The sequence below is a fragment of the Planomicrobium sp. CPCC 101079 genome (assembly GCF_007859275.1).
Lineage (GTDB): Bacteria > Bacillota > Bacilli > Bacillales_A > Planococcaceae > Planococcus.
The window spans coordinates 143,386-166,690 of record NZ_VOHC01000024.1; the positions used below are offsets into that span (position 1 = coordinate 143,386).

Annotated in this window: 22 protein-coding genes; 21 read left to right on the plus strand and 1 reads right to left on the minus strand. The window is 48.5% G+C overall.

The window, feature by feature from the left end:
• The first annotated feature begins 9 nt into the window (after nt 1–9).
• The 10 genes from FQV28_RS11035 to FQV28_RS11080 all read left to right on the plus strand — a co-directional run bounded on the left by FQV28_RS11035 (nt 10) and on the right by FQV28_RS11080 (nt 9,982).
• On the plus strand, nt 10–834 hold the full coding sequence (locus FQV28_RS11035; RefSeq protein WP_146496474.1) for a M55 family metallopeptidase: 825 nt from the start codon (nt 10–12) through the stop codon (nt 832–834).
• 15 nt (nt 835–849) lie between these two features.
• Nucleotides 850–1,785 (plus strand): ABC transporter permease, encoded by a 936-nt coding sequence (locus FQV28_RS11040; protein WP_146496476.1) that lies wholly within the window; start codon nt 850–852, stop codon nt 1,783–1,785.
• Complete coding sequence (locus tag FQV28_RS11045) at nt 1,785–2,705, plus strand: ABC transporter permease (RefSeq protein WP_146496478.1); 921 nt, start codon at nt 1,785–1,787, stop codon at nt 2,703–2,705. The genes FQV28_RS11040 and FQV28_RS11045 overlap by 1 nt, the downstream gene beginning before the upstream one ends.
• Nucleotides 2,706–2,709: 4 nt before the next feature.
• The gene (locus FQV28_RS11050) at nt 2,710–3,843 is read left to right on the plus strand and encodes an ABC transporter ATP-binding protein (protein ID WP_146496480.1); all 1,134 of its coding nucleotides are present in this window, start codon (nt 2,710–2,712) and stop codon (nt 3,841–3,843) included.
• Between the two features lie 61 nt (nt 3,844–3,904).
• Nucleotides 3,905–5,539, plus strand: a complete 1,635-nt coding sequence (locus FQV28_RS11055) for a peptide ABC transporter substrate-binding protein (protein WP_146496482.1) — start codon at nt 3,905–3,907, stop codon at nt 5,537–5,539.
• Nucleotides 5,540–5,725: 186 nt separating this feature from the next.
• Nucleotides 5,726–6,649, plus strand: coding sequence for a S66 peptidase family protein (locus FQV28_RS11060; RefSeq protein ID WP_146496484.1), 924 nt, complete (start codon nt 5,726–5,728; stop codon nt 6,647–6,649).
• A gap of 1 nt (nt 6,650) precedes the next feature.
• Nucleotides 6,651–7,760, plus strand: coding sequence for a dipeptide epimerase (locus FQV28_RS11065; protein WP_146496486.1), 1,110 nt, complete (start codon nt 6,651–6,653; stop codon nt 7,758–7,760).
• Nucleotides 7,757–8,686 carry a C40 family peptidase gene (locus FQV28_RS11070; RefSeq protein ID WP_146496488.1) on the plus strand — a complete coding sequence of 310 codons (930 nt, stop codon included), beginning with the start codon at nt 7,757–7,759 and terminating at the stop codon, nt 8,684–8,686. The genes FQV28_RS11065 and FQV28_RS11070 overlap by 4 nt, the downstream gene beginning before the upstream one ends.
• A gap of 2 nt (nt 8,687–8,688) precedes the next feature.
• Entirely contained in the window at nt 8,689–9,651 is a 963-nt protein-coding gene (locus FQV28_RS11075; protein WP_146496490.1) for an ABC transporter ATP-binding protein, read from the plus strand.
• Between the two features lie 103 nt (nt 9,652–9,754).
• Complete coding sequence (locus FQV28_RS11080) at nt 9,755–9,982, plus strand: DUF2187 family protein (protein WP_146496492.1); 228 nt, start codon at nt 9,755–9,757, stop codon at nt 9,980–9,982.
• 41 nt (nt 9,983–10,023) lie between these two features.
• On the opposite strand, the gene FQV28_RS19500 is transcribed toward FQV28_RS11080, so the two are convergent.
• Entirely contained in the window at nt 10,024–10,158 is a 135-nt protein-coding gene (locus FQV28_RS19500) for a hypothetical protein (protein WP_255472902.1), read from the minus strand.
• A gap of 244 nt (nt 10,159–10,402) precedes the next feature.
• Here FQV28_RS19500 and FQV28_RS11085 point away from each other — a divergent pair, with 244 nt between their 5' ends.
• The 11 genes from FQV28_RS11085 to FQV28_RS11135 all read left to right on the plus strand — a co-directional run bounded on the left by FQV28_RS11085 (nt 10,403) and on the right by FQV28_RS11135 (nt 23,148).
• Nucleotides 10,403–11,110 carry a hypothetical protein gene (locus tag FQV28_RS11085; RefSeq protein ID WP_255472903.1) on the plus strand — a complete coding sequence of 236 codons (708 nt, stop codon included), beginning with the start codon at nt 10,403–10,405 and terminating at the stop codon, nt 11,108–11,110.
• Nucleotides 11,107–12,387 (plus strand): efflux RND transporter periplasmic adaptor subunit, encoded by a 1,281-nt coding sequence (locus FQV28_RS11090; RefSeq protein WP_146496494.1) that lies wholly within the window; start codon nt 11,107–11,109, stop codon nt 12,385–12,387. The genes FQV28_RS11085 and FQV28_RS11090 overlap by 4 nt, the downstream gene beginning before the upstream one ends.
• A gap of 566 nt (nt 12,388–12,953) precedes the next feature.
• Nucleotides 12,954–13,868, plus strand: a complete 915-nt coding sequence (locus tag FQV28_RS11095; protein ID WP_146496496.1) for a DMT family transporter — start codon at nt 12,954–12,956, stop codon at nt 13,866–13,868.
• A 216-nt stretch (nt 13,869–14,084) separates the two neighbouring features.
• Nucleotides 14,085–15,245, plus strand: coding sequence for an aminotransferase class I/II-fold pyridoxal phosphate-dependent enzyme (locus FQV28_RS11100; protein ID WP_146496498.1), 1,161 nt, complete (start codon nt 14,085–14,087; stop codon nt 15,243–15,245).
• A 15-nt stretch (nt 15,246–15,260) separates the two neighbouring features.
• Nucleotides 15,261–16,874: a M20/M25/M40 family metallo-hydrolase gene (locus FQV28_RS11105; RefSeq protein ID WP_146496500.1), complete on the plus strand. Its 1,614-nt coding sequence runs from the start codon at nt 15,261–15,263 to the stop codon at nt 16,872–16,874.
• A gap of 492 nt (nt 16,875–17,366) precedes the next feature.
• Nucleotides 17,367–18,305: a nuclease-related domain-containing protein gene (locus FQV28_RS11110; protein WP_146496502.1), complete on the plus strand. Its 939-nt coding sequence runs from the start codon at nt 17,367–17,369 to the stop codon at nt 18,303–18,305.
• Between the two features lie 155 nt (nt 18,306–18,460).
• Nucleotides 18,461–18,640, plus strand: coding sequence for a hypothetical protein (locus tag FQV28_RS11115; protein WP_146496504.1), 180 nt, complete (start codon nt 18,461–18,463; stop codon nt 18,638–18,640).
• 184 nt (nt 18,641–18,824) lie between these two features.
• The gene (locus FQV28_RS11120; protein ID WP_146496506.1) at nt 18,825–19,961 is read left to right on the plus strand and encodes a mandelate racemase/muconate lactonizing enzyme family protein; all 1,137 of its coding nucleotides are present in this window, start codon (nt 18,825–18,827) and stop codon (nt 19,959–19,961) included.
• A complete protein-coding gene (locus FQV28_RS11125) occupies nt 19,951–21,042 on the plus strand; it encodes an amidohydrolase (RefSeq protein ID WP_146496508.1) in 1,092 nt (363 codons plus the stop codon). Before FQV28_RS11120 ends, FQV28_RS11125 begins: the two co-directional genes overlap by 11 nt.
• Before the next feature lie 117 nt (nt 21,043–21,159).
• Nucleotides 21,160–22,572, plus strand: a complete 1,413-nt coding sequence (locus tag FQV28_RS11130; RefSeq protein WP_146496510.1) for an alanine/glycine:cation symporter family protein — start codon at nt 21,160–21,162, stop codon at nt 22,570–22,572.
• Between the two features lie 90 nt (nt 22,573–22,662).
• Nucleotides 22,663–23,148 carry a VanZ family protein gene (locus tag FQV28_RS11135; protein WP_146496512.1) on the plus strand — a complete coding sequence of 162 codons (486 nt, stop codon included), beginning with the start codon at nt 22,663–22,665 and terminating at the stop codon, nt 23,146–23,148.
• The last annotated feature ends 157 nt before the right edge of the window (nt 23,149–23,305 follow it).

A 23,305-nucleotide genomic window follows, 5' to 3' on the forward strand; every position in this document is an offset into this window, starting at 1 on the left:
GAAGAACACATGAAATTTTATTTATCGATGGATATGGAAGGGGTAACGGCATTACCGGATTATACATACGTGGATTCGAAAGAAGCAAATTACGAGCGGGGCAGGAGGTTAATGACCGGGGATGCCAATGCCATTATTTCAGGTGCATTTGACAGAGGCGCAAAAGGTTTTCTTGTAAACGACAGCCATTCGAAGATGAACAATTTGATTGCGGAAGATTTGCATGAAGATGCTTTGCTGATAACAGGAGGAGTCAAAAACTATTCAATGGTGGAAGGTTTGGACCAGTCATATGATGGCGCATTCTTTGGCGGCTATCATGCACGTGCCGGCCAAAAAGGCGTTATGGCACATTCGATGATTTTCGCTGTGCGGACAATGTGGATCAACGATGTGGAAGTCGGGGAACTTGGCTTTAATGCATATGTGGCGGGTTTTCATGGAGTACCGGTATTGTTGGTGGCGGGAGACGACGCTGCCTGCAAAGAAGCGGAAGCCCTCATTCCGAATATCGTCACGGCAGCTGTCAAAGAATCACTGACGCGCTCTGCCGTTAAAACATTGCATCCGAAAAAAGCTCAAGCTTTCTTGCTGGAAAAAACGCATCAGGCAATCGACAACCGTGAGCACGTCAAGCCGCTTGTACCGCCGGACGAGCCGTTGCTCCGAATCGAATTTACAAATTACGGAGAAGCGGAACTTGCTGCGATGATGCCTGGCTGTGAAATTGAAAAGGGCACCACCGTTGTCCGCTTCCAAGCAAAAGATATATTAGAAGCTTATCGGGCAATGCTAGTCATGACGGAACTCGCGATGCAAGCGAAGTTCTGTTAAAGGGGGAATCGAAGGATGGGCCGATATATTTTAAAACGGTTTTTAATGATGTTGATGACCATTTTCATCATTGCGACATTGACATTCTTTTTGATGCACGCAGTGCCGGGGTCGCCTTTGGAAACGGAACGGACGACGAACGAGACAATTCAAGCAAACTTGGAAAAGTTTTATAAATTGGATCAGCCGCTTTATATACAGTATTTCGACTATATGAAGTCCCTTGCGACATTCGACTTCGGGCCATCGATCAAAGATCCGAACCGGACAGTCAATGAATTGCTTGAGCGAGGATTTCCGATTTCTTTTGAACTGGGGATTATCACCATTATCATTGCGGTTCTTTCAGGGGTGCTGCTTGGAATTTTAGCAGCGCTGCGCCACAACAAACTGCTCGATTATGGAGCGATGGCGTTTGCTGTAATTGGGATTTCCATTCCGAACTTTGTCATGGCGACATTGCTGATTCAGCAGCTTGCTGTTACGTGGGATATCTTCCCGCCGGCTACGTGGAAAAGCCCAATGCACATGGTGCTTCCCGTGCTGGCGCTTGCGACTGGCCCGATGGCAATTATCGCGCGCCTCACGCGTTCGAGCATGCTGGAAGTGTTGACGCAGGATTACATAAAAATGGCCCGTGCCAAAGGGATCAAGCCGGTCCGCATTGTCTTTCGCCATGCACTCCGAAATGCAATGATGCCGGTAGTAACGATTATGGGCACGCTGCTTGCCGGAATTCTGACCGGAACGTTTGTTATTGAAAAGATTTTCGCAATTCCAGGGATGGGAAAATACTTTGTCGACTCTATTAACAACCGCGATTATCCGGTGATTATGGGAACAACCGTATTTTACAGTGCATTTCTCATTTTCATGCTGTTCCTTGTCGACATTGTCTATGGCATTCTGGACCCGCGCATTAAGCTTCATAAGAAAGAAGGTGACGTGTGATGACCCAAATCCGAGATGATTGGTTCCATCCACTCGCAAAAGATGGGGATGAGAAAGAAACAGTTGTCAGGCCATCTTTATCCTATTGGAAAGACGCCTGGCGCCGCTTGAAGCAAAACAAATTGGCAATGGGGGGATTGATTTTCTTAGGGTTCCTGGCGCTAATGGCGATCTTCGGACCGATTTTTTCGCCTCATTCAGTGACCATTCAAGATTTGCCGAATCAAAATCAGCCGCCGAGCAGCACGCATTGGTTTGGTACTGATGAATCCGGACGGGATGTTTTTACCCGTACCTGGTACGGAGCCCGCATTAGTTTGTTCGTTGGTTTAATGGCAGCATTGATCGACTTTTTTATCGGCATCTTGTACGGCGGCATCGCAGGGTATAAAGGCGGCCGGACAGATGCGGTCATGATGCGCATCGTGGAAGTGCTTTATGGCTTGCCATATTTGCTTGTTGTAATTTTATTGCTTGTAGTGATGGGCCCAAGCTTGACGACGATCATCATCGCTTTGACAATTACGGGCTGGGTCGGCATGGCGCGGATTGTCCGTGGGCAAGTACTGCAAGTGAAAAACTACGAATTTGTCACCGCCTCCAAATCTTTCGGCGCAAAAACAGGGCGGATTATCCGGAAAAACCTGATTCCCAACGCCATGGGGCCAATCATCGTCCAAATGACGTTGACAGTGCCGAGTGCAATTTTCGCCGAAGCATTCTTGAGCTTTCTGGGTCTTGGCATTCAAGCGCCTTTTGCAAGCTGGGGCGTCATGGCAAATGATGCGCTGCCGGTCATTATATCAGGCGACTGGTGGAGATTGTTCTTCCCGGCTTTATTCATTTCATTGACGATGTTCGCATTCAACGTATTGGGCGACGGGCTGCAAGATGCGCTTGATCCGAAAATGAGGGGGTGACGATATGACAAAACCTATAGCAGACGAATTGACGCGCACCCGTTTAGAAGATGGAGCGGAATCCGATCCGGTCGCACACGACGCTAAGCGCGGTAAAGTGGCCAAGCCGAAACGGAAACGCACAGTGACGGATGAGAAAATATTAGAAGTGAAAGATTTGCATGTGACGTTCAGTACATATGGCGGAACGGTACAGGCGGTGCGCGGGGTAACGTTCGATTTGTATAAAGGCGAAACGCTGGCGATCGTCGGCGAATCCGGCTGCGGCAAATCGGTGACGTCCAATGCCATCATGGGGCTGATCCAGCAGCCGCCGGGCAAAATCACTTCCAAAGGCGTTCATTTCAAATCGAAGGATTTAACAAAGCTATCCAAAAAAGAAATGCGGAAAATCCAAGGTGTCGACATTTCGATGATTTTCCAGGATCCAATGACCGCACTGAACCCGACGCTGACAATCGGGGAACAATTGACTGAAGGCGTCAAGCAGCATAAAAATCTGAGCGGCGCGGAAGCGAAAAAACGCGCCATCGAGATGCTCAATCTGGTTGGCATTCCGAACCCTGAAGAACGCTTGAAGCAATATCCGCACCAATTTTCAGGAGGGATGCGGCAGCGTATCGTTATTGCGATTGCGCTCATATGCGAACCGGAACTGCTGATTGCCGACGAACCGACGACGGCGCTCGATGTGACAATCCAAGCCCAAATTTTGGACTTGTTTGAAGAAATTCAAGCAAAAACAGGAGTTTCAATTATTTTGATCACGCACGATCTTGGAGTGGTTGCAAAAATTGCGGATCGAATCGCTGTGATGTACGCAGGAAAAGTTGTCGAAACCGGCACCAAACGGGAAATTTTCTATACGGCAAACCATCCATACACGAAAGGGTTGCTGAACTCGGTGCCTCGATTGGATTTAAAGGAAGAAGAACTGGTGCCGATCGACGGCACGCCACCGGATCTGTTCTCGCCGCCTCAAGGTTGCCCGTTTGCGCCGCGCTGTCCGTTTGCAATGGAAGTATGCGCACACGTTTATCCCGAGCCGACCCATTTATCGGCTACCCAGAAAGTCGATTGCTGGCTGCAGGATGAACGGGCCAAGAAATTAATCGAAGACGGTGCATTTGCACATTAATTTGGCTGAAAGCGCAATTGCGCATTCACATAAACACATACGAAACAAAGGGGGAAAATGAATGAAGAAGTGGCTGGTTTTATTTTTAATGGCAATGATGGCTTTTGTTCTTGCGGCATGTACCGCTAGTCAAGATGCGGGAGAAGAGCCTGCAGAAGGAGAAGAAGGCACAGCAGCAGAGACGGGCGGAGAGAAAATTCTCCGGTTGAACAATGCGCAAGAACCAACGTCTTTTGATCCATCAATTGGTTTTGACGCAGTTTCTTGGAATGCATTGAACAACTTGATGGAAGGCTTGACGCGTTTGGATGAAAATTCGCAGCCTGTCGAAGCGACTGCTGAGTCAATTGACATCTCAGAAGACGGCAAAACTTATACATTCAAAATTCGCGAAGATGCAAACTGGTCAAATGGTGAAACAGTGAAAGCGAGCGATTTCGTTTTCGGATGGCGCCATATGCTAGATCCGGAAACGGCTTCACCTGCGGCATTCCTTGGCTACTTTATTGAAGGCGCGGAAGCATACAACACTGGCGAAGGCTCTGCAGAAGATGTCAAAGTGGTAGCTGAAGACGATAAAACATTGGTCGTTACGCTGACAGCTCCAACAGAAGCTTTCCTGAATATCATCACCAACCCGAACTTCTTCCCGATCCACGAAGCGACTGCAACCGAAAATCCGGAATGGCACACGGAAGCGGAATCATTTGTTGGAAACGGGCCGTTCAAACTGGCTTCTTGGAGCCATGACGAAGAATTTGTTTTTGAAAAGAACGAAGAATATTGGGATGCTGCGAACGTGAAATTGGATGGCGTCCACTGGGCGATGGTAAACGATACCAATACCGAATACCAAATGTACCAAGCGGACGAACTGGATGTTTCCAGCGTGCCGGCTGAACTATCGGAAGATTTGATGGAGTCGCCGGAAATTTCCATATTGGACCAAGCGGGAACCTATTTCTACCGCTATAATGTAGAAGAAGAACCATTCACCAACAAAAAAGTCCGTCAAGCATTCGCTTTTGCGGTGAATCAAGAAGACATCGTGCAGTACGTGACAAAAAATGGCGAGAAACCGGCACACGGATTTACTTCATACGGATTTGAAGGCCCGGATGGCAATGATTTCCGTGACACAGCTGGCGACTTGGTGAAATTTGATGCGGAAAAGGCAAAACAATTGCTTGAAGAAGGTATGCAAGAAGAAGGATGGGAAACTCTTCCGGAAGTCACGCTTACTTTCTCAACAAGTGATACGCACCAAATCATCGCTGAAACGCTTCAAGACCAATTCAAACAAACTTTGGGCGTTGATGTGAAATTGCAAAGCGTGGAGAGTGCTGTATTTGCTGAAGAGCAATCCGCGTTCGAATACCAAGCATCACGAAGCTCGTTCCTGCACGATTACGCGGATCCAGTCAATGCACTTGAAAGCTTTATCACAGGTTCGTCGATGAACCGCACACAATGGTCAAATCCAGAATTCGACCAATTGATTGCCGATGCGAAAACAGAAACAGATTCTCAAGTACGTTGGGAAAAATTGATCGAAGCAGAAAAACTCCTGATGGACGAAATGCCGATTTTCCCAATTCATTTCTATAACCAAGTCCAGCTTCAAAAAGAAGGCGTATCTGGAGTATTGCGCCATCCGGTCGGGTATTTGGATCTGAAGAATGCGGACAAGCAGTGATAGTGGATTTTATGTGAAGTATAGGAGTTGGAAAGAAATCGCTCTAAGCGGTATTGTTCCTAGTAAAAATCTATAAGAATTTACCAATGCGCGGCCATGCGCCGCGCATTTTATTTTCTTTTTTTGATTGAATCCGCCTAAATGGTTGATTGAATGAAGAATGGAAAAGATGAGGAGTGGATTTTTTTGAGAACGTTGCCGAAACGATTGAAAAAAGGTGATACCGTTGGTGTGATTGCACCTTCGAGCCCGCCGAATTTAGAGAATTTAAAGAAAGCGTTGCCTTTTTTAGAAGAGCTTGGATTGCATGTGAAGATGGGCAAGTCGGTGGAAGAGAAGCGCGGCTATTTGGCTGGGGATGACGATGCACGGCTTTCAGATCTCCACGCGATGTTCGAGGATCCTGAAGTTGCGGGCATCATTTGCGCAGGCGGCGGCTACGGAGCGGCCCGGTACACCGACCGCATTGATTTTGGGATGATCAAAGAAAATCCGAAAGTGTTCTGGGGCTATTCAGATATCACGTTTTTGCATACCGCAATTGGCCAGTATGCAGAGCTTGTGACGTTCCACGGTCCGATGCTGGCATCTGATGTCGGGAAAGATGAGTTCCACGAGCGAAGCGGGCGCATGTTCGGCCAGTTATTCAGCCCGTTTGAACTTCATTACAGTGAAGAAATCTCTCCCTTGACAGCGATACGCGGAGGCGTTGCGGAAGGTGAATTGGTCGGAGGCAATTTGTCGCTGCTGCGGTCGGGCATTGGCACGAAATTTGAAATCGATGTTAAAGGCAAGATTTTGCTGATTGAAGACATCGACGAAGAGCCATATCGTGTCGACGAAATGCTCAATCATTTGCGGATGGCGCGAAAGCTGGACGAAGTGGCCGGTATTGTCATTGGCGATTTCAAGAATCCCGAACCGAAAAAACCGGATAAATCATTGACGCTTGACCAAGTATTCGAGGATTATTTCAAAGAAATGAAAGTACCGGTCGTAAAAGGATTTAAAATCGGCCATTGCGAACCGCATTTTTCGGTTCCGCTTGGCGTTAAAGCACGATTGGATGGAGACGCGAAAACATTAACTATTTTGCCAGGGGTGGAGTAAAGTGACGAAAATCCAGGCCATCACCACTTACCGCACAGCGGTGCCGTTGACCAAACCGTTCAAGACAGCGCTCCGCACCGTCACGCAAGCTGAATCGGTCGTTGTCCATATCTTAACGGAAGACGGGCAAAGAGGGTTCGGCGAAGCGCCGCCTACCCATGTGATAACAGGTGATTCGCTCGAAAGCATCGAGTTCGCGGTAGGGCTGATTGCGAATCAGTTGATCGGGCAAGATATCCGGCGCCGGGAAGTGTTATTCGAAAAACTGCAAAAAGCGATTGTCGGCAACACAAGCGCCAAAGCCGCTGTCGACATGGCGCTCCATGATTTGATCGCCCAACAAGCAGGCATGCCGCTCGTCGACTTTTTAGGCGGTTACCGGCATGAAATTGAAACTGACTTTACCGTATCGGTCAATTCGCCGGAAGAAATGGCCGAAGACGCCGCATCGTACATAGAAAATGGTTTTGATGTATTGAAGATTAAAGTCGGCATCGACACGATTGACCAAGACATCAATCGGATCCGCGCTATCCGTGACAAAGTTGGCTATGGCATTTTGCTTCGGCTCGATGCCAATCAAGGCTGGGAACCAAAAGCGGCGGTCCGTGCTATCGGGTTGATGGAAGATGCCGGGCTTGAAATTGAATTGATTGAACAACCGGTACCGGCGAAAGACATCGATGGCTTGAAATATGTCACAGATCATACCATAACGCCAATCATGGCGGATGAAAGCATTTTTTCGCCGCAGGACGCGGTCCGGGTGCTGCAGCTGCGCGCTGCTGATTTGATTAATATCAAATTAATGAAAGCAGGCGGCATTCACCAGGCGTTGAAAATCAATGCATTGGCCGAAGCGCATGGCGTCAAATGCATGACCGGCAGCATGATTGAAACAAAATTAGGCGTTTCGGCCGCTGCCCATTTTGCTGCCAGCCAGCCGAACATCACGCGCTTTGATTTTGATCCGCCGCTCATGTTGAAGAAAGATCTCTTGCCAGGCGGCATTCAGTATTCAGGCAATAAAATCCGGTTTTCCGAAAAGCCGGGACTCGGCATAGAGAGCGAACAATTCTTACAACGGCTAATGGGGGGAATGAGTAGATGATGCAGAAAGAATCGACGGTTTGGGTATGCAGGGTTCCGGTGGGTACCATTTGGACATCACCTGAGAAAGTGCGCGAAGTCGATGCGCACGGCACCGGCCAAACTGTAAAAATCAACAAATGGCTTGAGTCGATGAACGAAGAGGAGAACCATGATTTAACAAAGAGCAAGCGAGTCCAGACGCAGCTTCTATACGGTGAACCGGTGTTAGTGGATAAAGTTGAAGGCGACTGGGCACACGTTGTTGCAATCTGGCAGCCGTCGGGCAAGGACGAACGCGGGTACCCGGGCTGGTTGCCAGTCGCGCAGCTCGCAGAAGTTGAAGCAGTAAACGAACAAGGCTATGCACGCGTTATCGCGGGCAAAGCCCAATTATGGACGCTTGACCTCAAGCCCCTGTTGGCGGTGCCGTTTAATACCATGCTGCCGGTGAAAGAAGCAGGAGAATACTTCCGCGTTCATACGCCGGATGGAGACGCGTTAATTTGGCAAGATGATGTGGAACTTGCAGCGGATTACGATCAAGTGCTTGCCGGAAGTGGCAGGGACATTGCCCGGCTTGGAACAGAATTTTTGGATCTGCAATATTTCTGGGGCGGCATGTCGAGTTACGGCTATGACTGTTCTGGATTCACCTACAATATGTTGAAAGCGAATGGCGCCATCATTTCGCGTGATGCGAACGACCAGGCGCGCGATGGCCAGGAGGTCGATAAAGACGTACAAGATTCATGGCATATCGGCGACCTATTGTTCTTTTCCAATGAAGAAGGCGGCTGGGAGCCGCACCATGTCGGCATATATTTCGGCAATGGCATGATGATTCATTCACCGACTCCAGGAAAAGCCATTGAAATCATCGAGCTGGCCGGCACAAAGCACGAACGGGAATTGTGTGCAGTCCGCCGGTTTGCACAGGAGGAATAAGGATGACGAACGATACTTTATTGTCCGTAAAAGATTTAAAACGGCATTTCGATTTAGGAAAAGACACGACGCTAAAAGCGGTTGACGGCATTTCGTTCGATATCAAACGAGGCGAAACGTTCGGCTTGGTTGGCGAATCGGGCTGCGGCAAATCGACAGCCGGCCGGACAATCATGGGCTTGTATAAAAGTACAGACGGTACAGTCGAATACGAAGGCGTCGATATTCACAAAATGTCCGAAAAAGAACGCTTTGACTATCTTCGCAATATGCAGATGATTTTCCAGGATCCGTATGCTTCGCTCAATCCGCGCTCGACGGTATTTGAAATTATCGCCGAACCGATGCAGGTGCATGGCCTTTATAAAAATAAAAAAGAATTGCAGGCGCGTGTCCATCAACTGCTTGAAGATGTGGGCTTGAACCGCGACCATGCAAACCGCTATCCGCATGAATTTTCAGGAGGCCAGCGCCAGCGCATCGGCATTGCCCGCGCGTTGTCGCTCGATCCCGATTTCATCATTGCGGACGAGCCGATTTCCGCGCTCGACGTGTCGGTGCAAGCGCAAGTAGTGAAACTGCTGCAAAAGCTGCAAAAGGAAAAAGGGCTGACGTATTTGTTTATCGCCCATGACCTCAGCATGGTGAAATACATTTCCGACCGCATTGCAGTGATGTACTTGGGGCATATGGTCGAACTCACAACGTCCGACCGGTTGTATGAAAATCCGCTTCATCCGTATACCTCTGCGTTGTTGTCGGCGATTCCAATTCCGGACCCGGACATTGAAGAAGCGCGCGAACGCATCATTTTGCAAGGCGAGCTGCCAAGCCCGATCAATCCGCCAAGCGGCTGTGTATTCCGCACCCGCTGCCCGAACGCCATGGCGGTCTGCGCAGAAAAAGTGCCGGTTTGGCAAGAACAGGAGCCGGGCCATTTTGTCGCGTGCCATCTCTATCAATAAAAGAAGAAATAGGTTAGCGTTGCGAAAATTTTAAGGTGAAATCCAGTCAAAATTGTGTTATAATAAGATGATATGGTTCATAAAAGAGAGGCGTTGATTAACAATGGCATTTCAACCACATGAAAAAGAAGTATCAGAATTTGTTGCAGCACGCAGAATCGGTGAATGGATTTCCTTCACTCGCAATGGCGTCGAAGTAAACGGCACCATCTTCAAAATCATGGATAACTCGGTGATCGTTGAGATATCTCCGGAAGATGCAAAAGAAATTGGCGCGGCATCAAGCATGACCGTGATTTCCCATAAGAAATATAAAGTTATCGAAGCATAATTCACACTCCCGCTAGCCTTGCTGGCGGGAGTTTTTTTGTTTTAGAGAGAGAAAATTGGGATGGAAAAATCTGCTTCATGAAGTTTTTTGGATTTTACATGAAGTGCCGCATTTTCTGCATGAACTACTGGAGTTTTGTCATGAATGGATAAGTGTTCTTCATGAACTTCTGCCAATAGCTCCGCTCCCAGGCTAAAAACAAAAAATGAAAATGCCTGCTTTTTGCGGAGACAAAATGCGCTAAAGTTAAAAATCCTGAGGTTTTGCTTCGATTGATGAGCGAATGTGCTTCTACTATGCCTTTTGGCTCAAAAGTAAAAATATAGCCAATTGCCTCTGTCCCTGCGTTTCATTGGTTTCTGTTTTTTGGTAAAGTAAAGGAAAGCAGGACATCCGATAGCACTGAAAGGACTACATAGTATGATATTTGACTTTAAATTCTGGCGTTACTTTGGCAGACAGGGAGAATTAATACATAATCTGCAAAACACCGAGGTGCGGAACTTTAATCGTCGGCTCGCCTGGATTTTGGTTCTGGGAGTGCTGGTTTTTGCGCTGCGCGAAATTTGGGGAATGAATACGGCTTCGTTGACGCCGCTGTTTGCAGCGGGTTTATGGGAGGAATACACGCTTGCACGCTGGACGTCTCTTGTAGGCACATTGCTCTGGGCAGGTCTTTACTTGGCGTTCCATTTGTATATTACGGCTTTTTTGTTCAGCAGGTTGACCAAAATGACGTGGCGCGCGGCAATCGTTATGCAAAGTTATGTGGTGGCCGTTTTGATCATCGAGAAGGCGCTGGTTTTCTTGGTATTTGCGCTTTTTGGCTATACCACCACGTTATCGATGTTTTCTTTCGGACCAATGGCCGCTACGTTCATCGAATTCCCGAACCAGTACGTTAACCATTTTTTAACCTATTTCTTCAACCAACTGACCATTTTCACAGGGCTCATCATTGCGTTCCAATATCGCTATGTCAGGAGCTTTACTGAGTTTTCACCGAAAGGAATTTTAGCTATCCTGATCACGCTTCATATTTTGGCGGCGCTTTTGGTGGCTGCGTTTAGCCTGCTGCCGATTACGGATATGCTTAGAGGGTTTACGGAAGGAGGCAATATTATATGAACAGATTCTTTTTTATCGGTTTATCTATTGCCATCACGGCCTTTATCACAGCAAACTTCCTCTTGCTGTTCGGCGAGAAAAGCGTCCTCCCAAAAACCGTTTATATCGGTGAAACGGAGCGCACCTACGCCGCGGCATACACGGAAAACCTGCCAAAAGAAGCGGTGACTGCACCAGGCAAATCCACACAGATATATGTGCAGGACAGCGAAGCGATTGATCAGTGGCTAGTCAAAGAAGGCGACGCGGTCCAAGCAGGGAGCGAACTTGCTTCTTTGAACGAAGCGGAAACCGAAGAGCAGCGCGCGCTTTGGGAAGCGGAACGGGATGCGCTTCAATCGCAATTATCGGAAGTGGAGCTCTCGTTGAGCAACTTGGTGCTTGAACGGCCTATAGGCGGCACTGACTCTGGAACGTATAATGACTCCATTACGGATGCGGAAGGCAACACTACCGACGTGAACGTCAATGTCGATGTCCCGCAAGATGGCCCGTACGCGGCGGCCATTGCGGAATCCGAACAGCGGATTGCCGCCATTGAATCTGAATTGGCAGTTGTGGAAGCTCAGCTCAATCAAAGTTTAGCGAACCCAGCGCTTATCAGCCCGGAAGAAGGCGTCGTCGCTTCCATCAATCGCGAATCCGAACCAATGAGCATTGAAATTTATTCGAACGATAAGATTTTTGTAACTTATGTCTTAGAAGACGAGTGGCAGGACGTTGAAGCCCAAGACCGCGCCATGGTCCACGTGGAAGGAATGGAACAGGCGGTATCTGGAACGGTGTTGAGTGTTTCTGCATTGCCGGCGACCGATTCCAAGTGGCTCGAGGCTTATAACGCGCTCGATCCAGTCGACCAGAAAAATCCGATTGCGATTTACGAAGTCCAAATTGCGGCCGATTCCCCGGTTGAGGGCTCTATTCCGTTCGGCGCAACGGCTAACGCTGAAATTACGACGAATGAAGCCATGGACGCGGTGGCGCTTCCAGAGCCTTGGGTTTTCGACCGGTCAGAAAATGCCGGCGCTGTCCTGCAGCTGCAACCAGACGGCCGTGCAGCAACCATTCCCGTCACGGTCAGCTTTGATGTTGACGGAAAAGCTGTTCTGGCCGAAGGCATTGCGCCGGGCACCATCGTTGCTAACGAAAAAACTTTGCAAAACTTCCAGACGTCTCCAAAAGTCTTTGTCCCGTTCCTTAGTGAACGGCCAAACTATGAATTGGCTAAAGCTACAAATTGGCGCAAATACGTCGAGTATTTGCTGGCTAGGCAATAAAAGAAGAATTGATCCCCGAAAGCTGCGGCTTTTCGGGGGTTTTTGTTTTATAGGATAGAAAGATGAAGGGCTGGGAATATTTGCTTCATGAAGTTTTTGGGTTCTTACATGAAGTATGCGGGGTTCTTCATAAACTTTTGCGGTCCTAACGTGACGAAGCGGGTTTCCTACATGAAGTTTTCGTCTTGCTACATAAAATATGTCAAAAGGGCACTCTTAAAATCAAAGCAGCAAGACCCAGATGGATGCTTTTCGCCAAAAGCGAAAAGCGAAAAACCAAGCTGCCAAAATTTGCTTCATGAAGTTTTTGAGTTCTTACATGAAGTATTCGGATTGCTTCATGAACTTTTGCGGTCCTAACATGACGAAGCGAGCTTTCTACATGAAGTTTTTGCATTGCTGCATGAACAAGTCGAATTGCAACGAGAACCTGCTGGCTTCCCTCAAGAAACACCAATCTTTCAGCATGAGTTTACGTATTTTTAACATGCAGCCTCCGTTTACTTTTCCTCTTTAACAGAGTAAAATAGGAAGCTAATTCGAAACCCGAAAGAAGGAAAGCTGCTTTGAATCAGTGGAAGGTTTACGGCATATTAACGCTAGTTATGCTTATGTGGGGGTTTAATTTGCCCTCGGTAAAATATATGGTCGGGTTTGTAGACCCGGTGACGTTGACGTCGTTTCGGATCCTGACGGCGGGAATCTCGGTTTTCGCTTTGCTTGCGGTTTTCAAGCTGTTTCGCTGGCCGGCAAAAAGCGAATGGAAGGACATCTTGCTTGCCTCGCTGCTTAATGTGGTGGGCCACCATTATTTCCTGTCGAGCGGTTTGGCGCTGACCAGCGGAACGAACGCGGGACTTGTGCTTGGAACCGGGCCGATGCTGACAGCAGTATTGGTATCGCTCATCATGCGCAATTATCCGTCGAAACTGCAGTGGATAGGCGTAGTGGTCGGCATGATTGGGGTGTCGGCGACGGTGCTCGTCGGCAACGGGGGAGCGAACGGCATGAATATCGGGGATGTTTTTGTTTTCCTGTCAATCTTGTCGCAAGTGTTCAGTTATTTGATCATTGCTAGAATGGCGCACACGCTCGATCCGCGATTGTTGACTGGATATATGTTCGTAATCGGCTCCGTGGTTTTGTTCGCCATTTCCCTCATTCAGGAACCTGGCGAAATTCGCGCCTTTGCTGAGGTGCCGCCGATTTTTTGGCTGGCGTTCTGTTTTTCGGCAATGCTTGGAACAGCAGTCGGCCATATGCTTTACAATTATTCGATTGGCCAGGCCGGACCGACGAAGGCCGCTATTTTCATGAACTTCAATACCTTTTTCTCGCTTGTCGGAGCCAGTGTCATCTTGGGCGAACAAATCACATCACGCCATTTTTTCGGCCTTGTCCTGATTGTTATTGGTGTTGTTTTTGGCTCTGGCGCAGCGGATGACATCATAAGAAAGCGCAAAAAGCGGCTCAGCACATAAGCCATTTTTTATCCCGCTTCAACGGTCAGTATGATCCCGCTTCGATAAGTGGAGATCAACTGACCGTAAAAGCCCGATTGGATCAACTAACACTCAGATGGGATGAAGAAATCCACTGAGTGAAGTTTCTCTTTATTAAAATAACCCGCAATTGTTCCTTTTGAAAAAAATATGAATATAATAGAAGAAAGTCACAATACGAAACGGGGACCATTTATGCCATTGACATTAAATCCACGGGCCGAGGGGCTCGCTGTATCGGGAATCCGCCAATTTTTCAACCAGTTGGTCGACTATCCAGATGCGATCAATTTAACGATCGGCCAGCCGGATTTTCCGACGCCGGATAAAGTGAAACGAGCGGGCATGGACGCCATCGCGGCAGACTTGACCAGCTATTCCCATAATGCGGGATTGATCGAATTGCGCCAGGAAGTTGCGGCGTTTTTCAGCGACCGCTACGGGCTTACATATGAACCGAAAACAGAAATCATCGTGACGAACGGCGCCAGCGAAGCGCTCGATTCGGTCTTTCGGACAATTTTGGAAGCGGGCGATGAAGTGATCATTCCCGCGCCTTGCTATACCGGCTATGTGCCGCTCGTCGGTTTGAATGGGGGGAAAGCTGTGCTCCTTAATACATCGGACACCGGACTTGTGCCGACAGCTGAGCGTTTAAGAACGCTGATCACGAATAAAACCAAAGCGATCTTGCTTAATTTCCCATCCAACCCGACCGGTGTCACCATTACGAAAGAACAAATGGCGCCGCTTGTAGAGGAATTGAAGCAGCACGATATTTTTATTGTGTCTGATGAAATCTACAGCGAGAACTCTTTTGAAAGCAAACACGAATCGTTTGCAGGTTATGAGGAAATCAAAGACCGGACATTCCTGGTGCAAGGCTTGTCGAAGTCCCATTCAATGACAGGATGGCGCATGGGCTTCTTACTCGGTCCCGAGCAGTACATGGCACAAATTTTGAAAGTCCATATGTACAATTCGGTCTGCGCGTCATTGCCGAGTCAGCACGCAGCGATTGAAGCGCTGAAAAACAACCGTGATGCACCGGAGGAAATGAACCGGGCATATAAAGAGCGGCGCGATTTTGTCTATGGCAAATTGACTGAAATGGGACTGGATGTCGTCAAGCCGCGAGGGGCGTTCTACATTTTCCCGTCAGTCGCAAAATACGGCATGACCTCATTTGAATTTGCTACGCGTCTATTGAAAGAAGGCGGTGTCGCAGCTGTACCGGGTTCGGCGTTCACCGAATTTGGCGAAGGGTTCCTCCGCATTTCCTACGCGTATTCGATGCCGACGCTTGAACTGGCGATGGAGCGCATGGGTGAATGGATCAAGACATTAGAAGGTTAAAAGGAGGGCTAACAAGTGACAACATTATGGGGCACCCCAGAAAAATTAGAAGAACTTCTCTGCGAACTTGTCAGCTGGAACAGCATCACATTATCCGAAGGCGAAGTGGATTTCGCTTATAACTTACAGGAAAAACTGAATATATTGCCATATTTCCAAGAACATCCGGAATACGTATCACTTGGGGAAGTCAATTGGGGGCGGCAGTATGTGACGGCGCTCTACAAGCATCCTGAAGCAACCGACACAATTGTCTTGATCAGCCATTTTGATACGGTGCAGACCGAAGAGTACGGGGACTTGGAGCCGCTAAGTTGTTTGCCGCGCGAACTGACGGAGGCGTTCAAAGCGGTCAGCGATGAGCTGGATCCCGAAGCGCGGGCAGATCTTGAATCTGGCGATTATTTGTTTGGACGCGGAACCATGGATATGAAAGCGGGGCTAGCCCTACATATGGCGCTCCTTGAAAAGGCATCAACGGACAATTGGCCGATCAATCTTCTGCTCATGACCGTGCCGGATGAGGAAGTCAACTCTGCCGGCATGCGCTATGGTGTTTCGAAGCTGCTCGATTTGGAGCGCGAGCATGAGTTGAACTTTATTTTATTTTTGAACGGGGAGCCGGTTTTTGCGCAAAAGCCTGGCGATCAATCGCATTATCTTTACACTGGCAGCATCGGGAAAATCATGCCGACCGCTTTTTTCTACGGCAAGGAAACTCATGTCGGGGAACCATTGTCCGGTATCACGTCGAGTTATATCTCAACGTATTTAACGCATCGCATGGAATGGAATACGGAATTTACAGAAACGGTTCACGGCGAAAAAACGCCGCTGCCGGTGACGCTTACGCAGCGTGACATCAAGCTTGAATACTCAGCGCAGACGCCATACCGGACGTCCGCGATGTATAACGTCTTCTTGATGGAACGCAGCGCTGCAGAGGTGTTTGACATTTTCGAGCAAGTGGCGATTGATGCGGCCGCCCATTGTACACGCGATTACCGGGCAATGTGCGAACGCGAAAACGTCGAGCCGGTCGGTGACATACGCGTGCTGCGCTACGAGGAACTGCTGCGCTATGCCATCGAAAAGTTCGGGGTCGAATATGTCAATGAATCGCTGCGCGAAACGATGATGCACCCGGAATGGGACGTGCGCGAAAAATCGCTGCACATCACCGACATCCTGCTCATCAATTGCCAGGAACTGACACCGGCCATCGTCATCATGTACGCGCCGCCGTATTATCCGGCCGTCAATTCATCGCAAGACGAGCTGGTTCAAAGATGCGTCGGTGCAGTGACCGAAAACGCAAAGGACAGATTCGGTTTGGAAATCAAACAAGTCCATTACTTTAACGGCATATCCGATTTGAGCTATGTCAACTACGACGACAACAGCGACAGCTTTCAAGTGTATGAAAACAACACGCCGATCTACGGCGATTCCTACAGCATCCCATTCGAAGCGATGAAACTGCTGAAAGCGCCCGTGCTGAACGTCGGTCCGTTCGGCAAAGACGCACACAAGCGCACCGAGCGCCTGCACATCAAAAACACTTTCGAAGAAATGCCGGTGTTGCTGGAGGACATGATTCTCTCGATAGCCGTAAAAAGCCGCAGCTGATGCGGCTTTTTTTTGTTGGGGTGGGAAGGGGAAGTTCATGTAAGCAGCGTGCTTCGTCATGTTAAAACTAAGGAAGTTCATGTTAAAACTAAGGAAGTTCATGTTAAAATGCCAAAACTTCATCTAAGAGTGAGTGGAGTCCATGAAGAAATGTGTAGGTTTGAAGGGTTTGGCGCTTTTCGCTGAAGCGAAAGCATGCAATTAAATTGGAGTTAGATTTTTAGAAAGGCTTTTTAAAGTGCGCAGACTTCATGTAGGAAACCCGGTTTTTCGTGTTAGGGCTCCAAAAGTTCATGTAAAAACGTGAACAATGCATAAAAGAATACAAATACGTCATATAGAACATTGTGGACCCCCCTCTATTTTAAAGACCCGTGCTTTCAAAACCACTCCAAATCTCATTTTTGCCCCGTATGGGAGCTTCAAAAAACAAATTTGGATATTTATGGAATATGCATTTTCTCTCTGATACTATGGAAGAGGGGTGTTGATTTGATTATCAAATACCGAGACAAGCCGGCAAAAATTGCCGGCTATGAAGCGCTATTAAAAAGGTTGCCGGCCCACCATGGGAAACGGGGGCTGATACAAGAAAAATTGAACGGAGCGAGGGCAGGGCTTGGTGGAGAAGAACGCCTGGACCAGCTGCTGGAATCGTTTGATCCGCCGTATCCGTATTTATTGCTGCAAGGCGTGGAGCTGCCGGGCAAATGCCAGATCGACCTGATGCTGATTACGCCAAGTTGGATCATGTTGCTGGAAGTAAAAAACATTGCAGGGCGGTTGCGGTTTACCGAAAACCCGAGCGCATTGCACCAGCTGACGCCTACTGGAGAAACAAAAGGGTACAAAAGCCCGATCACCCAGATGGAAACGGCTGAAATGAAAATCACCAAATTACTGAAACACCTGGATTGCCCGCTGCGCGTGAAAAGCGCACTTGTCATCGCCTATCCTTCGCAAATCGTTGAAGCCGTCCCTTCTGGCATAAAGGTGTGGAGCGCCGATGAAGTCCTTATCCAATTGGATCGTCTGCAAATGGCTGCTGCCTCAATTTCTCCTGGCCAAATGAAAGCGCTGGGTGATCACCTTCTCTCCATCCAAGACCACTACAATCCATTTCCACTCGCACCAAAATTCAATATTTCACCAGATGAAATTGAGAATGGTGTCTTCTGCCCGCGTTGCCGATTGAAAAAAATGGACCGCTTCCTGCGGAAATGGGAGTGCAAAAGTTGTTTTCTCTTAATCGGCGATGCGCATTTCGAAGCACTTGAAGAATGGTTTATGATTTACAAATCCACGATAACAACCGCCGAATGCCAAGAATTCCTGGACCTTCCCGACCGCGACACCGCCAAGCGTCTATTGAAACGGATGGGGCTTGAGGAAAGAGGGGGAAGGCGGCACCGGCAATACGCGAAACAATAAAATCTTGCTGAGAAAAAGGCTTTTGGCGTAAGCGAAAGCCTTTTTCTGATGAGGCGATAATTCAGTGCTTCATGTTGAATTGTGAAAACTTCCTGTAAGGATCGCGATCCATCATGATAACAACTAAAAAGTTTATGAAAAAACTTGGGTAGTTCATGAAAGAACCACAAAACTTCATGAAGAAAATTTTGGCAAGTGTTGTTTCAGTGAAAACTAAACCAGTAAAGTGGATTTCAAAGCGGTTTTTTATTAATAGCGATGAATTTTTAAAAGTTCCTGATAAAAAGCGAAATCTTCATGCAGCAACCTTGATGCATCAGGTTGAAAATCAATGAATTCATCCGGAAACCGCTACACTCCGGGAAAGAGCCGCAATACTTCATAAAGCAAATTGGCGGAAATGAGATTTTGTCAGTTTTCAATTCAATGAGAAAGCTAGTAAATTGAACCCCTTCACCCCGTCGGCCAACTAAGGTACAATGAAATTTATACATAAGCAAAGGGGAAGGGGGCAGCTGGATGAGAATCACGAAAGCTAGCCTTTACATAGTGGAATTTCCGTTAAAAGAACCGTTTATCATTTCGTATGCTTCTTATCCCACAATGCCGGCCGTCATCTTGAAATTAGAAACTGATACCGGAATCACAGGCTACGGGGAAGCGGTTCCTGATGAACACGTCACGGGAGAGCATGTGTCCGGGACGTTTGAAATCTTGAAGCATGTGCTCCTGCCGCGAATTATGAACCAAAATCCGTTTGATATTGAAAAAATCCATTTTCTTATGGACACTTCGATTGCCCGCAATCCAGCTGCGAAAGCGGCAGTTGACATTGCGTGCTATGACTTGATGGGGAAAGCGGCCAACCAGCCTGTCTATAACCTGATCGGCGGACGGGCGCATGAAACCCTCCAATACGCCAAAGTGCTGAGCATTGAAGCGCCAGCTGTTATGGCGGAAAAAGCGGTGGCTGCTAAAAACTTGGGCTTCAGCAGCTTAAAGCTGAAGCTTGGCCTTGATGAACCGGCTATGGACATTGCGCGCGTTTACGCGGTGCGGGAAGCGGTCGGTGAAGCGATGCCAATACGGATTGATGTCAACCAAGGCTGGAAAACGGCGGGCCAAGCCATCCACACAATCAATCAATTGCAAGACGCGAACTTGACTTGGGTTGAGCAGCCGATCCGCATGGGTGATTTGCGCGGCTTGGCGGAAATTCGCCAAAAAACCTCCATTCCTGTCATGGCGGATGAAAGTGTCCACTCGATGGAAGATGTGCTTGAAATCATCCGGCTGGAGGCTGCGGATTTCATTAACATCAAACTGATGAAATCAGGCGGCATTTACCCTGCCGTGCAGATGGCAAAGGCGGCGGAAAGTGCAGGCATCATTGCACAGATCGGTTCGATGGTCGAATCGTCCATTGGCTCCGCTGCCGGCTACCACGCTGTCATGTCGCGCCGCAACATCCAGTCGGCGGAATTGACCGGACCGCTTCTGTTCAAAGAAGAAATCGGCGACTTGGAATTCAAGCCGCCGCATGTCCACTTGTCAGGCAAACCGGGGCTCGGCATCACAGTGGACGAAGCCCAGTTGGCTAAACTCACCAGAAAATCAGCAAAGCTTGATGGGAGCGAACAACAAGATGGACCATAAAGAGAAGATCCAGGAATTTTTTGACCACTTTCATTCAAACGCGGAAGTGAGCTGGCAGGAAGTTGAAACAACAAAAAAACTGGCGGGCATCATGGATGAACTTCAAGTTCCGTACCGTACATTTGATGATGTTACCGGGGTGATTGCCGAAATCGGGGAAGGGCCGGAAGTGGTTGCGGTCCGTGCCGATATGGACGCGCTTTGGCAGGAAGTGAATGGCAAGTTCCAGGCGAACCATTCGTGCGGGCATGATGCCAATATGGCGATGGTGCTCGGGGCGCTTCTTTACTTGAAGGGCGAACCGCTGTCGAAACGCATCCGTTTCATCTTTCAGCCGGCAGAGGAAAAAGGCAACGGCGCGCTCGCCATGATTGAACGGGGAGCGGCGGAAGATGTGACGCACCTGTACGGCGTCCATTTGCGTCCGATTGAAGAAATGCCGTTCGGCAAAGTGGCGCCGGCGATTTACCATGGCTCTGCCGTTTTCCTGAAAGGGAAAATCATCGGCGTTGATGCACACGGCGCGCGGCCGCAGCAAGGGAAAAACGCCATCGATGTGATCGCGGCGATCCACCAGTTCGTCAAGTCGATTTACTTTTCTCCATTCGAGTCTTATTCGGCCAAGCTTACGAATATTCAGGCAGGCGGCGAGAGCTTGAACATCATTCCAGGAAACGCAACGTTTGCGCTGGATCTCCGGTCACAGTCGAATGCGCTGATGAAAGAATTGCAGCAGCGCGTAGAAGAAGGATTGGCTTCCCTTCAAACTGTTTACGGCGTAACCATTGAGTGGGAATGGCATGACTTTACGCCAGCCGCAGAAGTTTCAGGCGCTGCGCTCGCGATTGCGGATGCGGCTATCCGCTCGGTCATCGGGGATGCCAATGCCGCTCCTGCCGTTGAAACGACGGGAGCGGACGATTTTCATTTTTACACGATTGAAAAACCGGAATTGAAAGCCGCGATGATCGGCGTCGGCGCAGATCTCGCTCCGGGGCTCCACCATCCCGATATGGCATTCAATCACGACGCGCTCGACATTGGCGCTCGGGTGTTGGCTGAAACGCTTAAGACGACATGAACAAAGGAGGAAAAATAAAGTGATTAATAGTTCATTAGCAGGATGGGCGGAAGTTTCTTCTTCCCGTTCAATAGGGTATAGGAAAACAGAAAAAATAAGCGTAGAGGGGCAAAGGACATGAGTGGATTTTTAGAAGGGTTGACAACACTTGTCAACGAAGGAAATAACTTATTATGGTCTTATATTTTAATCGCATTACTTCTGGGGCTCGGTGTTTATTTCACCATCCGCACGAAATTTGTGCAAGTACGATTGTTCGGTGAGATGTTCCGCGTCATCACTGAAAGGAAAGATGGAACAAGCGGGGTTTCAGCGTTCCAGGCATTTACAATTTCCACTGCATCGCGTGTCGGTACCGGGAACATTACCGGCGTGGCGCTGGCCATCGCAATCGGTGGTCCGGGTGCGGTTTTCTGGATGTGGATGGTGGCGCTGATCGGAATGTCGACGGCGTTTATCGAAAGCACGCTCGCACAAGTCTATAAAGTGCGCGACGGCGACCAGTTCCGTGGTGGCCCGGCGTATTACATGGAAAAAGCGCTCGGCAACCGGACGCTCGGCATCATTTTCGCGATCCTATTGACGATCGTTTTCGGATTCATCTTTAATGCCGTACAGTCAAACACAATTGCACAATCGTTCGGGGAAACATTCAATATTCCGGACTGGACCGTGGGTGTCGCACTTGTAATTGTGACTGCGATGGTCATTTTTGGAGGCGTCCGCCGGATTGCCCACGTCACACAAATTCTTGTGCCCGTCATGGCAATCATGTATATTGCGGTTGCTCTTTATGTTGTCATCATGAACTTCAGCGAAATTCCGGCAGTCTTTTCATTGATCTTCAAGAGCGCATTCGGCCTTGAAGAAGCAGTGGGCGGGGGCATCGGTGCCGCTATCATGCAAGGTGTGCGCCGCGGATTGTTCTCGAACGAAGCGGGGATGGGTTCTGTCCCGAACGCCGCTGCGACAGCAAACATCTCGCATCCAGCCAAGCAAGGCCTTGTGCAAAGCTTGGGCGTATTCTTCGACACAATCATCATTTGTTCAGCAACTGCTTTCATCATCATCCTGGCTGACATCTACAGCACATCGGAAGCGGAAGGCGTCTTGCTGACACAAGCATCCCTGAACGTCCACGTCGGCGACTGGGCTCCGTATTTCCTGGCGATCGCGATTTTGTTCTTCGCGTTCAGTTCGGTTATCGGGAATTACTATTACGGTGAAACGAATATCGAATTTATCAATACGCACCGCTCATGGCTGACAGCTTACCGTTTGGGCGTACTGGCTATGGTCATGTTCGGTTCGCTTGCCCAAGTAGCGCTTGTTTGGAGTTTGGCCGATTTGTTCATGGGCTTTATGGCGATCCTCAACTTGGTGGTCATTGCCATACTCGGCAAAACAGCGTTCCAGGTGCTTTCAAATTACACGTCCCAACGCAAAGCGGGCAAAAATCCTGTTTTCTATGCGAAAGACATCCCAGGCTTGAAAAACGCCGAATGTTGGGAAGAAACCAATCGAGATTAATTCCTGCCCCTTTTGCAAAACTGCAAAAGGGGTTTTTTCTTGCTCACCTTCATGGTGCAGAAAAGGTAGGTCTTATGGTATGATTTCCATATGAAAAACATAATCCTGCTCCTACTATTGCTCAGTATTTTATTTATTTCCTCCGGCCAAACGTACGAACAGCAAACTCTCATTCCGACATTGGAGAAATACTTGGCGGCCAAACCGCTGGAAGGCCTGCTCAGCTACCTGCACATCCCGTACTATGGAACATTGGTATCGATTGAAGAAAGGGGCTATTTTGCATTTATCGAGTTTTTGCTGCGAAAAGGCGCTCATCTGTTCATGTTCGGAGCTGTCGCAATTGCAGTAGTCGTGTTAATGCCAAAACCGAAATTTTGGATGGCATTCGCCATCACCGTCGGGCTTGCGGTATTGGACGAATTCCATCAATCTTTGACTGGCGGCCGCACGCCAACCGGCCAAGACGTTTTACTCGATTCCATCGGCGCCTTTATCGCGCTCAGCCTTTGGAACCTGTATACGAAAATCAGTTACCGGCCAAAGCGAAGAGAAAAAACGGTGCAACATCATTAATTTGATGTTGCACCGTTTTTTATGTAAGGAAGACTGGGAAAATTTGCTTCATGAAGTTTTCGCTTCCTTTGATGAACTATTCAACTTCTATCAGACAACGTTGCTTTCCTTTCATGAACTTTCTCCGTGCTATCATGTTAAATTAGCCTCTTTATCT

Coding starts and splice junctions, on each gene's coding strand:
- FQV28_RS11035 (WP_146496474.1), top strand. CDS start 10: ATGAAATTTTATTTATCGATGGATATGGAAGGGGTAACGGCATTACCG.
- FQV28_RS11040 (WP_146496476.1), top strand. CDS start 850: ATGGGCCGATATATTTTAAAACGGTTTTTAATGATGTTGATGACCATT.
- FQV28_RS11045 (WP_146496478.1), top strand. CDS start 1,785: ATGACCCAAATCCGAGATGATTGGTTCCATCCACTCGCAAAAGATGGG.
- FQV28_RS11050 (WP_146496480.1), top strand. CDS start 2,710: ATGACAAAACCTATAGCAGACGAATTGACGCGCACCCGTTTAGAAGAT.
- FQV28_RS11055 (WP_146496482.1), top strand. CDS start 3,905: ATGAAGAAGTGGCTGGTTTTATTTTTAATGGCAATGATGGCTTTTGTT.
- FQV28_RS11070 (WP_146496488.1), top strand. CDS start 7,757: ATGATGCAGAAAGAATCGACGGTTTGGGTATGCAGGGTTCCGGTGGGT.
- FQV28_RS11075 (WP_146496490.1), top strand. CDS start 8,689: ATGACGAACGATACTTTATTGTCCGTAAAAGATTTAAAACGGCATTTC.
- FQV28_RS11080 (WP_146496492.1), top strand. CDS start 9,755: ATGGCATTTCAACCACATGAAAAAGAAGTATCAGAATTTGTTGCAGCA.
- FQV28_RS11085 (WP_255472903.1), top strand. CDS start 10,403: ATGATATTTGACTTTAAATTCTGGCGTTACTTTGGCAGACAGGGAGAA.
- FQV28_RS11090 (WP_146496494.1), top strand. CDS start 11,107: ATGAACAGATTCTTTTTTATCGGTTTATCTATTGCCATCACGGCCTTT.
- FQV28_RS11100 (WP_146496498.1), top strand. CDS start 14,085: ATGCCATTGACATTAAATCCACGGGCCGAGGGGCTCGCTGTATCGGGA.
- FQV28_RS11115 (WP_146496504.1), top strand. CDS start 18,461: ATGAAAGAACCACAAAACTTCATGAAGAAAATTTTGGCAAGTGTTGTT.
- FQV28_RS11120 (WP_146496506.1), top strand. CDS start 18,825: ATGAGAATCACGAAAGCTAGCCTTTACATAGTGGAATTTCCGTTAAAA.
- FQV28_RS11125 (WP_146496508.1), top strand. CDS start 19,951: ATGGACCATAAAGAGAAGATCCAGGAATTTTTTGACCACTTTCATTCA.
- FQV28_RS11130 (WP_146496510.1), top strand. CDS start 21,160: ATGAGTGGATTTTTAGAAGGGTTGACAACACTTGTCAACGAAGGAAAT.
- FQV28_RS11135 (WP_146496512.1), top strand. CDS start 22,663: ATGAAAAACATAATCCTGCTCCTACTATTGCTCAGTATTTTATTTATT.